The 16,545-nt window shown below is 47.3% G+C and carries 9 protein-coding genes; 6 read left to right on the plus strand and 3 right to left on the minus strand.

Annotated elements, in window-relative coordinates; all coding sequences use genetic code 11:
* Window positions 1–11 precede the first annotated feature (11 nt).
* Window positions 12–3,965, minus strand: coding sequence for a PAS domain S-box protein (locus QUB44_RS09415; RefSeq protein WP_333365970.1), 3,954 nt, complete (start codon window positions 3,963–3,965; stop codon window positions 12–14).
* 297 nt (window positions 3,966–4,262) lie between these two features.
* Here QUB44_RS09415 and QUB44_RS09420 point away from each other — a divergent pair, with 297 nt between their 5' ends.
* Together QUB44_RS09420 and QUB44_RS09425 are read left to right on the plus strand one after the other, a co-directional pair.
* Window positions 4,263–4,403, plus strand: a complete 141-nt coding sequence (locus QUB44_RS09420) for a hypothetical protein (protein ID WP_333365973.1) — start codon at window positions 4,263–4,265, stop codon at window positions 4,401–4,403.
* Window positions 4,404–4,602: 199 nt separating this feature from the next.
* On the plus strand, window positions 4,603–5,193 hold the full coding sequence (locus tag QUB44_RS09425; RefSeq protein WP_333365976.1) for a cytochrome b: 591 nt from the start codon (window positions 4,603–4,605) through the stop codon (window positions 5,191–5,193).
* A 15-nt stretch (window positions 5,194–5,208) separates the two neighbouring features.
* On the opposite strand, the gene QUB44_RS09430 is transcribed toward QUB44_RS09425, so the two are convergent.
* On the minus strand, window positions 5,209–8,916 hold the full coding sequence (locus QUB44_RS09430) for an alpha-mannosidase (protein ID WP_333365979.1): 3,708 nt from the start codon (window positions 8,914–8,916) through the stop codon (window positions 5,209–5,211).
* Window positions 8,917–9,098: 182 nt separating this feature from the next.
* Between QUB44_RS09430 and QUB44_RS09435 the strand changes: the two genes are divergently transcribed.
* The 4 genes from QUB44_RS09435 (at window position 9,099) to QUB44_RS09450 (ending at window position 15,128) form a co-directional block, all read left to right on the plus strand.
* Entirely contained in the window at window positions 9,099–11,093 is a 1,995-nt protein-coding gene (locus QUB44_RS09435; protein ID WP_333365982.1) for a hypothetical protein, read from the plus strand.
* A gap of 78 nt (window positions 11,094–11,171) precedes the next feature.
* Window positions 11,172–11,288, plus strand: a complete 117-nt coding sequence (locus tag QUB44_RS09440; protein ID WP_039887172.1) for a photosystem II reaction center protein I — start codon at window positions 11,172–11,174, stop codon at window positions 11,286–11,288.
* A gap of 449 nt (window positions 11,289–11,737) precedes the next feature.
* Window positions 11,738–14,269, plus strand: coding sequence for a DUF3769 domain-containing protein (locus tag QUB44_RS09445; RefSeq protein WP_333365985.1), 2,532 nt, complete (start codon window positions 11,738–11,740; stop codon window positions 14,267–14,269).
* Window positions 14,270–14,456: 187 nt separating this feature from the next.
* Window positions 14,457–15,128 (plus strand): hypothetical protein, encoded by a 672-nt coding sequence (locus QUB44_RS09450; protein ID WP_333365987.1) that lies wholly within the window; start codon window positions 14,457–14,459, stop codon window positions 15,126–15,128.
* A 25-nt stretch (window positions 15,129–15,153) separates the two neighbouring features.
* Here QUB44_RS09450 and QUB44_RS09455 read toward each other — a convergent pair whose 3' ends face one another.
* Entirely contained in the window at window positions 15,154–15,669 is a 516-nt protein-coding gene (locus tag QUB44_RS09455) for a phycobiliprotein lyase (protein ID WP_333365990.1), read from the minus strand.
* Between the last annotated feature and the right edge of the window lie 876 nt (window positions 15,670–16,545).

Below are 16,545 nucleotides of genomic sequence, written 5' to 3' on the forward strand. Positions count from 1 at the left end.
AAATAACCTGACTAATCACTAATAGCCACTCGATCGCGCCCGCCAGATTTAGCTCGATACAGTGCCTTATCTGCAGCTTCAATCAGCATTTTCGGCGAGTTTTGACCTTCAGAAATCGTCGCCACCCCCAAGCTGAGAGTCACACAATCACTGACAACAGACTTGATGTGGGGAATTGCCAATGCTTTGACGCGGCTGCGGATTCCCTCCGCAACCGCCTGTGCAGCGACGACATCCGTATTTGGCAAAATTACGCCAAATTCCTCGCCGCCGTACCTAGCAGCCAAATATAGGCGTTCTGCGGGTGCGTTTGTGCAAGCATCCCCGATCGCCCGCGCCACTTGCTGCAAACAAGCATCCCCGGCTTGATGCCCGTAATTGTCGTTGTAAAGTTTAAAACAGTCAATGTCGCACAGAATCAAAGATAGCGGTTCCGAAGAGCTTGACTGCTCCCATTCTCGGTTGATCACCTCGTCAAAACGGCGGCGGTTAGCTAGTTGAGTTAGACTGTCCAAATTCGCCAACCCGTCCAACCGCTGGTTGGCAGCAGCTAACTGCTGGTAAAGTAAAGATTGTTCGATCGCGATCGCAACTTGAGTACCCAACTGACTCAGCAAATCCACATCAAACTGCTGCCACTGGCGGGGTCCCGAACAGTGGTGGGCAATCAGCAAACCCCACAACTTCGGCACTTGACAAGAACCGTTACCTTCCCTAGGTTCTATTCCCTGCTGGACAATCGGCACTACCAAATTTGCCTTCACCTGACACGCCTCCAAAAAATTAAGGTGACACTCGCTCAAATTAGAAGCATGAACATCCTCTATGGCACGAATGCGGCCCTTTAAATACTGTCCGATGTAAGTATTGGCAAAACAGCAATCGTCAATTCCCATCCCCTTCAGTGGAATCCATCCTTCTCCAACCGACTCCACCACCACATCTCCGTTCCAGTCGGGTCGGAAGCGGAAAACCAGCACGCGATCGGTTACCAAAAACTCCCGCACCTCCGCTACTGTAGTGTTGAGAATATCTTGGATATCCAGAGAAGAACGGATGCGCGATTGAATCTGCCCGATCAGGCGTTCCCTTTCTATTTGTTGCCGCAGCGCGACTTGGGCTTGCTTACTTTTAGTAATGTCCCGACCTTCCGGCAGCAACAATACTATTTTGCCCGTTTCATCCGCGACCGGTTTGAGAGAAAAATCAACAGTAGCAGTCCGATTTACACCTTGAACTTCTACTTCATAGCGGACAAATTCACCTTTTGCCGATCGAGAAATCGCCTCTTGCAACTGTTCCTGAACTTCCTCAGAATCTCCCCACCAAGGCAACAGCCAAAACGGTTTATTTGCCACATCCCGTAGCTTAATTCCCGCAAAATCCAGAGAAGTTTGGTTAGCTTCCAGCAGAGTGCCGTCCGGTTTCAATAAGCTCACAAATTGGAAAGAAGAATCAAAAATTGCCCGAAAGCGCCTTTGAGAATCTCCCAACATGGCCGTCACCTTTTCGCGAGAGGTAATATCGCGGAAGCGCCACACCCTGCCAATAATATTTTGTCCGACTCGAATCGGCTGCGTATAGCGCTCAAAAGTGCGGCCGTCTTTAAATTCTAGAATATCGCAACCTTCCGACTCCGCATCGCTATAAAATTCTTTAACTCTCTGCAAAAAAGCTCTCGGATCTTTAACTTGCTTAGTGAGGAATGCCAATCGCAGCGTTCTATCCATTGAGTTTCTAACTTCTTCATGAATTCCCCACATTTGAACTAACTTTTCGTTATAGCTAATCATTTCTCCGGCGGTAGTAACGGCGAGAATGCCGTCTGCCGTTGCTTCTAAGGTAGCGTGCAGCAGAGAGCGCGATCGCTCTAATTCTGCTGCGGTCAATTTTCGTTCCGTGAGGTCTCGGACTGCTTTCACCTGTACTAAACGACCTTCCCAAAATACAAATTTGCTGCGAACGTCAGCAGGAAAAGCAGTTCCATCTCGCTTGAGAAAAACAGTTTCACAGACTGTATTACTGGCTGCAGAAATCATTTGCGGCGCCTGTTTGTATGATTTCGGCGACAGTAGTTCCAGCAAGCTCATTCCCACCATTTCCGCAGGTTCGTAACCGAAAAGTTGGGCAAAATTGCTGCTGACGCTCAAAATTGTGTCGCGGTCAGCCACGGCCACTGCTTCAAAATAAGCTTCGCATTCGAGCAACCGCGCTGCTGACTGGCTGCTGCCATTTTCGCCAGAGGAATAGCTGTTGTTAATTAACTGTTGCAATTGCGTATTTGCCGAGTACAAAGCGGTCATGGCTTGCCTGTACATAGCAGTACGTTTTTCGACTTTTTCTGCGAGGCGATCGCGATATTCTCGCAGTTCTTTTTCGACTTTAATTAAATCACTAATATCTACGGCAAACACGATTACACCAGCGACTTTACCTGTTTCATCGCGGTAAGGTATTTTATCTGTCCGCACCCAGCATTTTTGACCCGATGCTGTTGGTAGTAGTTCGACTTGGCCCTGCTTGGGAACGCCGGAATTGATTACTTCCAAATCTTCTAAATAATATTGCTCTGCTTCGTCTGGATAGATTTCATAAAAAGATTTACCTTCTAATTGAGCCGCAGGCAAACCTCTCGATGCAGCGGCGGCTTGATTAATTCGCAGCAGGCGACTTTCGGTATCTTTGAGCCAAATCATCGCCGGCACGGAATCAAAAATTATTTGCTGTTCTTGTTGCTGCAGGCGTAGTTCTGCTTCGGCTTGCTTTCTTTTAATTATTTCTTTTTGCAGTTTGTGGTTAGCTTTTTTGAGTTCAGCAGTGCGTCTTTCAACTCTTTCCTCTAGTTGATCGTAGTATTGGGTCAGCAAGTTTTGCTGCTGTTCGTGCCGCATTGCTTCTAATTTTAACTTTTCGCTAGCTGACAAACTTGAGGAGACAAAATCTGCTAATATTTGGGTAAATTCGTGTTCTTCTTCCGTCCAATCACCGTCGGAACCCTGGCGTTCCGCGCTGACTATGCCCGCCATTTTACCCGCTAGCACAATCGGTACATTTAACAGGGAAGTCGTTGCCTGATCGAGCAAATAAAGACCGACAAGTTCTCGCGTTCGGGGATCATTCTCTGCAGCAACTGTTGCGATCGCACTTGCGGATTTTAAAGCTTGAAAATATGCCGGACAGTCGGCTGCTGTGATGATGATTTGTACGGAATGGAGTTTAGTATTTTGTTCGTAAAGGTCGATGCAGTGAAGCTGTGTTTTGTCTTCGCCATACAGCCAAATACTGGCTCGATCGCAGTTGACAATACTGACAGCGGTTTCTGTTACTTCGCGGATGAAGTCTTCTATATTGTTGCGTTCTTTCAGTTGACTTTTGGCTAATTTTGCGATCGCTAAAGTTGGACTGCGCCAATTTCCTCTCTGGTTGGGCGGCATGGGTGACTGCGAAGCGGCCTTAATTTCTTCGCAAACTAACAGTACAGCCGGCCGTTGGAAATTGGCAATTGAACGACCATTAGTATTTTCCTCTATTTTCCAATCTACCGCCGGCATTGGGCGCGCGGTTGCTTTTACCTTAATAATCTTGCCGTCTTTGCAAGTCAAGCAGCCTTCCCAACAGGCAATTTTTGGAGTTGGCGTACCGTTTTCCGGCTGGGCCAATCCAGCAAATTCTGCCTGCATTTTGCCTTGCTCTTGGCAGTAAAATATGTTAAAAATTGAATGACAAATTAATTCCTGCGATTTGTAGGCGAGGCGAGACGCGCCGAATTGATTGAGCGAAAAAACTCTTCCCAAAGCGTCTAGAACGAAGTAAATGCCCGGAAAATTATCGTAGAGAGTTCCATACCAATCTTGTTCGACTTGTTGGCTGCACGAAAGTTTTGCTGTCGCGAAGTCGCCGTCCGTGTCGATCAAGTGAGAATAGTTGGTTTCGGGGTTGCTTGAATTACTTTTTTTAGCAAACACTTTTAGCTTAACTCGACTGTAATTAATTTTACTTTCTGGAATTTAACTTTTTTGTGAAACTAAATTAAACCTGTTGTTTGAAAAAAGTTACAAGTTGTAACAAAAATACCACTTGTCCAGCGTGCTGGTTTTCGCTTCCCCATCCAACCACTGTGTTTGTTTGTAGCTGGTACACGGTCTGCAGACGATATTTCCCGCTAGTTGCAATGCCAGCAGGTTTAGCTGCAATTACCCGGTCTGTACTTTTAGCATCCTAGACAATAAAAAAAAACCGACAATCAATGGTTTTAAGTATATATGATAACACTCAAATACCTAGTATTGGGACTGACCTACTTCGGATTCGGTTTGGGATATTTGCCGGGGCTGCGGATGAACCGGGCGGCGGTGGCAATTATCGGGTCAGCTTTTGCGGTGGCTTTGGGATACTCGACCTGAAAACTGCTTGGGAGGCAATCGACCCCAGTACGATGTTTTGTGTTGGGAATGACGATCGTAAATATAGTTAATTTGACTGTTTAATAAATATTTGCAATAATTAAGTTAAGTAAATCTTATAATGCACAATCGACCACGAGCTTTAGTCCTATAGTTTATACTTAATCTTGTCCAGCAAACGCTAAGGAGGTAAGAAAGAGTGACTACCCTAAAACCCGCTGCGAAACCCAGACTTAATTCTGCGTTCAAACAACTGATGTCTTTACACTGGGTAATGTCAGCTTGCTATTTAGTGCTGTTTATTAGCGGTACTTCTATGGCTCAATTGCCAGGAGAATTGTCTATTCGAGGCCCCCTTTACGATTTTCACAAATCCGTAGGAGTGCTGACAATGGCTTTGCTGACTTGGCGGATTTTAACTTTGCTCCGCGTATGGTGGAAAAAATATACGAAACGCCTGCCAAAGTTTACGAAGGAATGGTACAAAAATTTTGCTCTGCACGTGAGTTTGTACCTTTTTATGTGGCTAGTTCCGGTTGCTGGTTTCTTACTTACTAACTCTTACAAAAGTAACAATGTGAAATTTTTCGGAATTCTTTTGCCGGATCTGTTTCCGCAGGATTCCGCAATGGTTGAGGTGGGAAGTAGTTTGCATTTTTGGCTGGCGTACACATTTTTAGCGTTCGCGATTTTGCATATTTTAGATCAGAAGAAAGTTGTGAGAGCTAATTGGCGTAGGTTGACGAATTTTGTTCGCACTAAGTTCCCAAAGTCTCAAAAGGTTGGATAAATTTGCGCGGAGGTACTATCTCTCAATTGGTAATGATAAATTTACTGCAAAACTGGCTATTTTCCACCGTGATATTCTGAAACTTCTCCCATCTTCTGACTTCTGAGGCAAATTTATGGGTTGTTCTAATAAATCGACGGGCTGACTAATCGCCAAACCCAAATCACTCTTTAATTCCAACTTCGCCTCTTCACCATGACACTCGTAACACCGCAAAATCCACACATTAGAATCATCTTCCGATTGTTTGAATGCCATCAGCACTAAATTTTCGGCGGACAAATCCAAAAACTTGCCAACTAGCGGCAGAGTCTTGTTCCCATTTTCCTCTAACTTGGGTAACACCTTTACTAGCAGTGGTAAATTTAACTCGTAGCCCTGTCGAACAGTACCTGCATCCTGCCAATTTCCAGCGTGGGGATACACTGCACAAGTAAATTCGGAAACTCCTACATCTGCTTGTTCATCCGGCCAAGTCGAACCCCGGAGCAATGTCAGCCGAATTTGATTTGGTTGAAGGTCGCAACCGTATTTGCAATCATTGAGCAAACTCACTCCAAAACCGTCATTGCTGATATCAGTCCAGCGCAAAATCGGCACTTCCCATTTGGCTTTTTCGGCGGATGTTTGCGGCTTGGTGGTGCGTGCGATCGCACCCCCGGGAATTTCGCAAGTTGCAAAATCTGCTTCTACATTTAACCCAAAGGCTGCTTTTACTAAAACGTGCTTTTCTTGCCAATCTGCAACTGTCTTGATTTTCAGCAGCGGCGAACCTATTTCTACTATATAATCTTGACAAAACTCCGATTTGCCAATTTGTCGGACTACGCGCAAACTCTGCCGTATTTCTCCCTGCTGTACCCAAGCAATCTCTTTAAGTGTCGGCGCGGGTAACAGATGTTTTTCATAATTTGGGTCTATGTTCCAAGCATCCCAATATTGACCGCTGTCTTGAAATGCTTGCAGTTGATTGCCACCTGCTGCATTCAGGACTTCTCTGTTATTTACTTTATCCCAAATGCTGGATAAATCCCCTGTTTTGCCGTCTACTGTTGCGCGAATAAATTCATTTTCTAAAACCATTTGTGCGACTGCAAAATGCCTTTCTTGACCAGGTGTGTTTTTTTGTGCTATACCGTATGTAAGTTTTGATAAATCTGTCTTTTTTTCGGTTTCTGGACTCGCGGACGCATTATCCACAGTTTGAGCGTCTTCGCGACACAGCCAAAACACCTGGTAGCCAACGGCGGGGAGATTATTTGCCCAAAATAACAGTGTAGAGTGCGATTGCGGTCGATCGCCCCTGACAATCTGCGAAGCCAGTCGCCGTCGGGAAAAATCGTATATTTGCCAAGCTGAATCACCGGCATCGGGAAGCGGTAAGGCGACAACCTCAGAGCGCGACCAATTGAGAGTATTGAAAATCAAAATCGGTTGAGCGTCGGGCTGCGGGGGATTCGGCAGAGAAATTTGAGCCGAGATTGCATCCAAAGATTTTAGCAGGATTTCGCGACAAGTGCGATCGACCTCGGCAAAGGCTAGATTAGCATCCGCGTAAACTTGGGCGATCGCAGAACCGGGCAAAATATCGTGAAACTGGTTAAACAAAATTTGTTTCCAAGCTGATTCTAACTCAGATTTCGGATAAACCGCACCAGTACAAATCGTTGCCAGCGAAGACAGCAACTCCGCTTGGTAGAGTAATTCTTCGCAGCGGCGGTTTTGGCGTTTTTGGTCGGCGCGAGTCGTGTAGCAACCCCGGTGGAATTCTAAATAAAGTTCGTCTTTCCAAACGGGAAGAGTTTTGAGTTGTGAGATGGGAAGATTTGCACCCGAAATTGCCGACAAGTTTGACAATTTTCGCGCCCCCAAATTCTCCTGATTGTCCGATTCTGCAACATCACTTTCTGGCTTAGTTGTCGTAACTTCCGGCAAAAACTGACTCTCAATCAAAGACAAATAATCAACCGCTTTTGCAAACTCCAACTTCGGGAAAAAAGGCGACATTTTCCAGCGTTTCGCCACCTCCAACATATCACGAGTCGGGCCACCGCCGTGGTCGCCAACCCCAGGCAACCAAAGAGCATCTTGCAAACCAGTCTTAACTTGCCAGTCAAAAGCATAACTTGCCATTTTCACAGATTCTATACTTTCGCCAATTGGAGGAGACATCATACTAAAAATTTTAGTACCGTCCAACCCTTCCCACCAAAATGTACCGTGGGGAAATTCCGTTGTATCATTCCAACGCAACTTTTGCGTCACAAAATAGTTAACTCCGCCTTGCCGCAAAATCTGAGGTAATTGCCACCCAAAACCGAAAGTATCCGGTAGCCAAGCTACCCGCATCAATTCTCCAAATTTTTCTTTTGCATAACGCTGTCCGTAAAAAACTTGCCGCACCATTGATTCAGCAGAAATCAAGTTTAAATCCGGTTCTACCCACATCCCCCCGACAACTTCCCAGCAACCCGCCGCCACCTGTTTTTTAATCGCAGCAAATAAGTCCGGCCGATGTTCTTCCACCCAAGCATAAAGTGCTGGAGTTGAATGGCAGAAAATCAAATCTGGAAACTCGGATTGCAATTTCAATACCGACTCAAAAGTTCGCTCTGCCGCTTCCCAAGTTTCCGGGACAGGCCACAGCCAAGCTAAGTCTAAATGAGCGTGACCGACCAAATAGATTTTACCTCTATATATAGATGTCCGATCGCCACTTTCTCCTATATATATAGATGTAGCGTTGCTATTTTCTCCAACCTCAAAAACCTCATCCCTTCTTCCTCCCTCAGCGGCCTCTGCGCCCTCTGCGGTTCCCTCATCTAAATCCCCAGAAAAAGATGTCAGAGCACCACTTTCTCCTATATATATAGATGTAGGATTGCTATTTTCTCCAACCTCAAAAACCTCATCTCTTCTTCCTCCCTCTGTGTTCTCTGCGCCCTCTGCGGTTCCCTCATCTAAGTCCCCCGAAAAAGTCCGCAGATAGCCCAGTAAATTGTGCCGCAAAACAGACAGCGAGCGATCGAACTTTTCGCGATCGCACACCGCCGACCAATCAATCAAACCAAGCGCCAAATCAATCTCAGATTTCAGCATTTCCCCCTTGACAAGAATTGCGCTATCGGCTATTATTTCATTGGGGAGGTATTGGGAATTTAAATTTTCCAGATTACCGGACAGCGAATTTTGCAAAATCTCTAATTCGGCAGCCACAAAACCCGGATCGAAACAAGAAGAGTCAGCAGCTTCGTACAAACAAATCGATCGCACTAAAGCGCCGTTATCGTGACCCGGACTTACCAACCGCAAAATCACTAAAAATTCATCTCCGGGATTTGCCGACGAACTCAACAAAACTCGATCGGCAAAATCAAATAAATCTCCCTGTCCGACTAACTCGCCGTTCACAAAAATTTGAGCATCTTCTGCCCACCAAGTCAAACCCAGCAGCAACCGCAAACCCACCACAGGATAGCCGTGCAAATTGTCAGGAATTACCAATTGCTGGCCCAAATACAAAACTTGCTTCCCAGACGGCCAAGCAATATGTCCTTTGCTGTTAAGTTCGGCAACAGGGCTGTTACAAATATTTACCGAAGAGACAGCCGAGTCAGAATCGCAGTACCTCCAACCAGACTGAACCTCCACTTGGCTGAGGCGGCGCAACTTTTCGACAGTGGCAGAAATATTGTTGCTAGCAGGTGACACAGAAGCGCTCATATTTCGCTAAAATAGGAATTGTGTATTAATCAAAAATCGGATTGAACCGCCCCGACGCAAAGGACGCGAAGAAATAAAGGTTTCAGAGGGTTTGAAGCTGCGATTAAAATCTCGCTTTGATTTTACAGCAATATTTCGCAATTCCGGCGCGAATCAAAAATCTGAATTCAATAATAAAACTTATGTCCAACGGTTACTACGGCCCATACCAAAGCCGACTATTAAATTTTATATCGAAACAGTCCCGCCAAGTCGCTGACAATTGCGATCGAACTTGGCGTCAAATTAAAGAAACAACTCTCACCGCCACCCAAATTCTGCTTTATCCAGCTTATTTGCTGGTGCAAAGTTCCCGACTGCTAGGCCGACAGTTGCGGGAATCAAGTCAAAAAGTAGATTTACCGGAACTGCAAGAATTTGGCGGTGACGAAAATCCCGATTTGCCACAAAATTGGTATCAGGGCGAAACTTCCGAGGAAAGTTCGATCGCCGAAATTTTGCACCTCGCCGAAAATTTGCTAAACTCGTCGCAAACTGCGAAAACTTTAGCCAGCTTCCCGCTGTTAATTAATCAGGGAAATACTGCTAGCGATTTACCTCCGGCTATCAATTTTAGCGGACAAATCACAAAGCATCAAACAACTTCCGTCTTAGAACACCCGCTTGCTAAAACTGAACTAAAACCGCAACCAAAAGTTGAGGGAATTGCCAGTTTTATCCCAGCCCGCACTTTAGTATTGGTGGGAAGAGAAAATCAGATATTAGATATTTTGACACCCGAACAGCAGGAAATGCTGGAAGGTCGCATAACTTGGGAAGTAGCCAACAGCGGGCCGGAACGGCGGGAAATTACCCAAAAAGAATTAAAATTTAATCTCGGTTTGGAGTCGGCTGCCAAAAAAGCGCAGTTGCCGCCGATGCGTCGTTTTTGGGAATTGATGGCATGGCTTCAGACGAGTCCGGTTGCCCTCAAAAGAAATAAATTTGGAGAATCAATCCTCGCAGTTAAAAAATCGATCGACCGCAATGCCATCCTAGTCCAAAAAGCCCGCGCGCAGATCGAAGCAAAAACCGCACAGCAGTCAATTGCGGCATCGAATTCGATCGACCACAATACTCCAAAACTAGAAACTAATTTTAACACCAAGTTCGATCGACCTTCTACTCCTCTCTCCTTTGTTACATTACTCGATCGCGCCGCAGTCAACCTCGAAGAATTTACCCTGCCGCCAGCGGCAAAAACAATCGCCGCACCCACAGAAGCCTCCGCAGTCAAAATTAATACATCCGGCACAAACGCCAATGTAGATTTGTCCGCCCGCGACATCCTCGAAAAATACGCTCGAAACATCGAACAAATTATTTGGTCGTCAGTAGACCACCTTTTGGGCAAAGAAACTGCAGCAAGTGATAATACGGAGAAATCAGTCGCAATTCAGTATTATTTGAAACAGCGCTCAAAACTAGAAAACACACAAAATAGCCCAGAGGTCGATCGACCCTGGCTGAATTGGCAAGACTTATTCGGGGAAGCAGCACCTCAACATTTAATCGAGGGAAGTTCCGAACCCGATGTAAAAGCTCAAAGCCCCATAGCACAAGCCAGCCCAATAGTCAAGGAGAAAATTGCAGAAGTAGGAGAATTGGCAGGAGGTCGATCGACTGCAGTCTCAATCTCCCCTTACCCCGAAGCACTTCACCGCCTGCTGGGGCAGCTAAAACAGAGCTTGCTGACAAAAAGCCCAAATAGTCAACCCCAAACCGCATCTGATTTATCTGATTTAGCAGTTACTCAAAAAAATAGCTCTGCACTCGCAGCAGAATCAACCCCAGGGCGCGCGCCGGAAACCCAAGTGCCAAAAAACACAAACTCGAACACCGGACAAAACAACCAATTCCCAGCAGCAATCACCGCGCAAACCCGCAGATACACCCCCGCAACCCCCGCAAACCGCGCTGCTGCTGAACCCAAAAATCCCAGCGCAGGCGTCCCACCGGAGGGCGAATACTTAGAAACAAAAGCAGAATCTATGGGATACATTAAGCACCCCCTAGAACAAGTGCTCGAATGGCTCGATCGAGTTATGCTGCGGCTAGAAAACATAGCTGAGCAACTCTGGAATTGGGCAAAAATCAACTTGCCAAAAATCCTCAAAAGCAAAGATAAAATTGACTAATCTTTAGCTTATGATAAAAAAGTTGCTGCAACAGCAGCAAATCAGCTCAGTATTATGCCATCTTTGGAGACTCCCACAGTGCTAACCCTCAAAATCGTAGTTAATGTAGTTGTTTTATTTTTTGTTTCCCTGTTCATATTTGGATTTTTGTCCAATGACCCAGCCCGGAACCCCAACCGCAGAGACATGGAATAAACAAGTTATCTCGGCCGCAGAGTAGGGGCGCGTCACCGCAGCCCCTGCAACAGCCGACAAACCAGCAAAAATTAGTCGAACAAAACTTGACCGCAAGCATCCAGAATACAAGCCCCCGGATTCATTCCTTCGCAGACTCAGGACCCAGAAATAAAAAACCTGTATCCGATAAAAAAGTCGCCGAATTGATCCGTGGGGTCAATGCTTCAAATCTAAAATCTAAAATCTAAAATCGATTGACCTCGCACCGCCAGCGAGGTTATCTTGTGGCGGAAGCAACTTCTCAAATCAGCCATTTTCAGGCACGCCAAAGCCACTGCAAATTTTAGATGTCAGATTAATCTCTAAACAGTTGCCTTTTAGATGCAAAATTTTCAATAATTTGCACCCTATAAAATCTAAAATCTAAAATCTAAAATCTAAAATCGGATGACTTACCTGTTATAACTATGCCCTATCCGGTACCGCCGCCAGAACCCCCTGGCATCATCTACATCGCAAAGCCAAAAAAAGTCGCCCTCACTGTCGCGGCCGGCGATGGAGACACTCGCAGCAACCCCGCAGAAATACCGGAACCAATCCCAGATATCGTTCAGCCAGAACCCACACCAGCCCCAGCAGAACCCGCAGCCACACTCCTCGGCACCACCCCAGCCACCGACCAGCCTCCAGAAATCGCCGACCCCCTAGCGGAAGTCGAAAGCGGCGACGCAGTTCTGGGATTTCAGCGTCAGGCCCCTGTGGGAGAACCCGCAACAGGGACTGTTGAGCAAGATTCCTCGTTTACGGCTTACCAATTGGGTTCGGTAGAAAATGCCATTGCCATTCGGAATCGGGAACGAACCGCAGAGGCGCAGAAACAACAGGAGACGAATGTTGTCGGAAAGCAGGAAAGTTGGTATCAGGCCCAAGGCCGGCAGTTAGAAGATAACTCTCCCGAACCTGCTGAAATTCCCGTTCCCGAACCCGCGCTAGAACCAGCACCTAGCGGGCAACAGGAGTTCGACATTCCCGCACCAGGCCCAGCCCCTGCACCCAGAACACCCGCTGCGCCGACACCGAAACCGAAACCAGCCGCGCCGCCGGGAGTCCGCACCGCCCCTTCTCAGCGGACGGTTCCTTTTCCGGTCACTCCGGCCGATACTATTGAAGTTAAGGCCGACAGCCAAGAATTCGACGACAAGCAGCAAATTGTCACGGCGGTGGGTAATGTCGTTGTGCGGTTCCGGCAAACTGTGATTGATGCCGATCGAGCGATCGTCAACTTAGTCACCCGCCAAGTGGTAGCATCCGGCAATGTCGCCTATACCCGCGGGCAACAAGTAGTTCGTGGCCAGCGGATGGAGTTCAATCTCGGCCTCAACAGCGGCGCAGTCGAACAAGCACGCGGCGAAATATTTCTGCCCGCAGCAGGTAGCGAATTGACCCCCACACTGCCGACAGATATCAGTGCCGGGACGCTTCTCGAACAACCGCTGAGCGATCGAATTACCAGCCAGCAGCCCGTGCGCGGAGTCAAATCCCCCGGCGCTGCTACAGTGACTATCGGCGGCGGCGGACAGCTAGCAGCCCCCCAAGTGGTCGGTGCCGTCAACCGCATCCGCTTTGAAGCAGAACGCATCGAACTGCTGCCAGACGGCGCGAGGGTAGCAACCAACATTCGGCTTACTAACGACCCGTTTTCCCCGCCGGAATTTGAATACAGGGCCCGGACGGCGACGATTAGAAGGATTTCGCCCACGGCAGAGGAATTGGTCACAACGAAACCCCGCTTGGTGTTCGACAACCGCGTGAAAATACCCGTGTATCCCCGCAGGCAAGTGTTTGACAGCAGGCAGCGGAGCGGCCCGTGTTTGACCTTTGGCTACGACGGGGGCGAACGGGGCGGTTTGTATGCCGAGTGCGGTTTTGAGGTGTTGCAAAACGGGCCGGTGCGGCTGACTCTGACGCCCCAAATTTACCTGCAGCGGATTGTGGCAGAGAACGGCGGTAATCCGTTTTCTCCCGACAGCTACGGGCTGAAAGCGAGGTTGGGCGCTAGTCTCGGCCGGCGCACCAGGTTGGACGGATCGGCAATATTTCTGAGTTTGGAAGATTTCCCGAATTTGCCGGAAGACAGCTTTCGGGGCAATTTGCGCCTGCGACAATTGATCGGCACTCACACTCTGGCAGCAGAATACAGTTATCGCGATCGACTGTTCAACGGTTCTCTGGGCTATCAAACCGTGCAGAGCAGCCTCGGAGCAGTCCTCACTTCCCCAGTCATCCCACTGGGAGGCACTGGCATCAATCTCAGCTACCAAGCTGGGTATCAATTTATCAATGCTGACACCGATCGAGCAGACTTGCTCGAACCAGTGCGGGAAAACAACCGCGTCGATCTGGGCCGTTCCCAAGTCAGCTTCGCCTTGAGCCGCGGCTTCAACCTGTGGGAGGGCGAACCGCTGCCGCGCACTCCCACCCAGGGTTTGAGGTATACGCGGACGCCAGTGGTTCCTTTCTTGCAACTGGCCTTGGGACTCCGGGGAGTTGGTACTTATTACAGCAGTGGCGATCGACAAAATTCCCTCGCCCCCAGCGTCGGCATTCAAGGGCAGTTCGGTCATTTCTCCCGCCCTTTCCTCGATTACACTGGGTTTAACGTGACTTATACCCAGGTGGGGCGCGACGGTATCTCGCCCTTTTTATTCGATCGCTTAGTGGATTTGAGAGTCCTGTCTTTTGGACTTGTCCAGCAAGTTTACGGAGGCTTTCGAGTCGGATTTCAAAGTGCTATTAATTTAGAAAGCGGGGAAGCAATCAGTACGAATTACACTTTAGAATACAGCCGCCGCAGCTATGCAATTATTTTGCGTTTTAACCCTGAGCGTCAAGTCGGCAGCCTGACTTTTAGAGTTAGCGACTTCAACTGGAACGGGACTCCCGAACCTTTTTCCGGGGACGCGCGAACTGTAGAAGGAGGCGTGCGTTTATCCGATTAATTCAATTGGTAATTGGTAATTGGTGATTGGGAATTGGTGATTGGGAATTGGTCATTGGGAATTTGGAACCAACAGACAACACTCAACAGATAACAGACAACACTCAACAGAAAACAGTCAACAGTCAACAGAAAACAGTCAACAGTCAACAGTCAACAGAAAACAGTCAACAGTCAACAGACAACACATGACAGAAGTGACCGCAATATCTGCACAAGCAGCGGCTCTGCTGGTTCACTACGGTTTTGACCTAGGTGGCAAAAAAGCCGAGAAATTGGCGGGTGAATGGCTAGCCAAGTATCCCGGCTATTGGCTGCGTTTAGCAGTGGTGGAAGCGCTGTATCAAGGCCGCTACAAGGCTGTTTCTGTGGGACAGCTATTGAGTATGTGGCACCGGATAGGTGAACCTCTCTATCATTTCAATCGCGAGTTTGAACGCTTGGTATGCAACAATTTTCCTCAAAATTTAACCGGGGAAAGTGCTGCTCAACTGTCACCGGAAGATATACTTTTATCAAACCAGGAATCGGAAGTCAGTGCCGCAGAGTTAGATTTTCGTGGGCCGTCAGAGGCGCAACTTGATCGGGCGGTTCATGCAGAAGTCCCAAACACAGAAGCAGAGGAAACAGGAAAATTACCTGCAGCGGACGATCGTACAAAAGAAAATACAGAATTTGTAGTATATGAAGATGTGGCTGTTACCGCCCTCGCCGATCGAGCCGAAGCTGAACACAAATTAGCGGACAAACCTGTGGCAAAATCATTCCCAGTTGTCAAACACACTGATTTTCATACCAAGTTAAAAGCGATTGCCAGAGAAGGCCGAAGAAAGAAGGGAGAAAGCAGAAATAGACTGTAAACTTTGTAAACTAGATAGTTATTTGTCACTCTTCACTTTTGGGACTGCCTCCCATCCGAATTTCCGAACAAAAAGATGCTTGTTCGGTACCGTTAGCTTGCTTAACAACGCTAGTCCGCAGCCGCAGGTTGGGCATGAGATACCAAAGCCTTTCTTCCGCATGGAGGGTGTCTGATTCTGTAATCAATGTCAGCACGTCGTCGCCCATCACGTAGCGACTGTTACCCTTATCTTGCAACACTTTGCCTTCGCTGGGATTGTCGGGATTTGGTACGATCGCTAGTATTGTAGAACCGATTTGTTTAGCTTTGTCGCGATCGGGAATACCGTCCCAACTAATCCGAACGCTGGTTAGCCCAGTTGCAGCCGGGTTAATCGAGTGTTGTTGGCAAAGTTTAACGACTGCTGCATCGCTAGCTGTCAGTATTTCTATTTTGAGGTCGGATTTACCCGCCTGCAATTCCCCAGAATTGAGATTGTGTACGGTACGCTGAGAAAACCATTTGCCTGCACTTAACTCAAAAAACTCGATAACATCCATGAAATTTGTCTCTAAAGTCAATACTGCTTTATTTGCGATCGCCACTTGCGCGCTATGGAGTCAGAAACCCGGTTTCTTCCTACGTACCTAGCGGTCAAACCAATGATTTTGTCTAGAAACCCGGTTTAAGAGTGCAAGTCCTTTTCTATATTTTAGAGGAAGGGGGCGCACCTGCAAAGCTTTCTGAGAGCTTTGGGTGAAACAGATTGCAGATGCCTTTGAGGTAGGAAACCCAACCAGGGGGACATCTGCCTCGCTGAGGCGGCCGACTTGACAGAAAATTAGAGCATCCGCCATCATATTTCGTTATAAAAAGTCTTTTTTCGCACTTTAAATAGGATTGCGATACCGGAAATTTTTTAGCTTTGACCGAAAGCATCCAGGATACAAGCCCCCGAATGAATCCGTCCAGAAATAAAAAACTTGTATCCGATACACAAGCCCCCGAATTTATCCGTAGGGTCAAGGCTTCAATCTAAAATCTAAAATCTAAAATCTAAAATCGATTGACAGTGTTGATCGATCGACATCATCGCCCCAATACCAGCTATGTTAAGAAAAACAACGATATATGTGAGCTTTTGTCGATTGATCGGTAAATTGGGCATTCCTGAGTTGAATTATATTGGCGGCGATTTATTGTAATCGCACTGCTTAAAAATTCTCAAAGCAGACTTCGACTAAAAAACAAGCAATTCATCGAACCATCACCAAACCGAGGACAGCAAGCCCGTAGCACATAGCATTCAAATATGTCATGCTAAGTCAAGAGAAAAGATTCTCGATCGGCTTTTCGGTAGCAGGGCTATTTCGTTCTAGACAGTAGGCAGGGTTTAGGTTTAGAGTTTAGAAGTCGGATTCACCCTAACTTATGAT

The sequence above is a fragment of the Microcoleus sp. AT3-D2 genome (assembly GCF_036705715.1).
In the GTDB taxonomy this organism is placed as follows: Bacteria; Cyanobacteriota; Cyanobacteriia; order Cyanobacteriales; family Microcoleaceae; genus Microcoleus.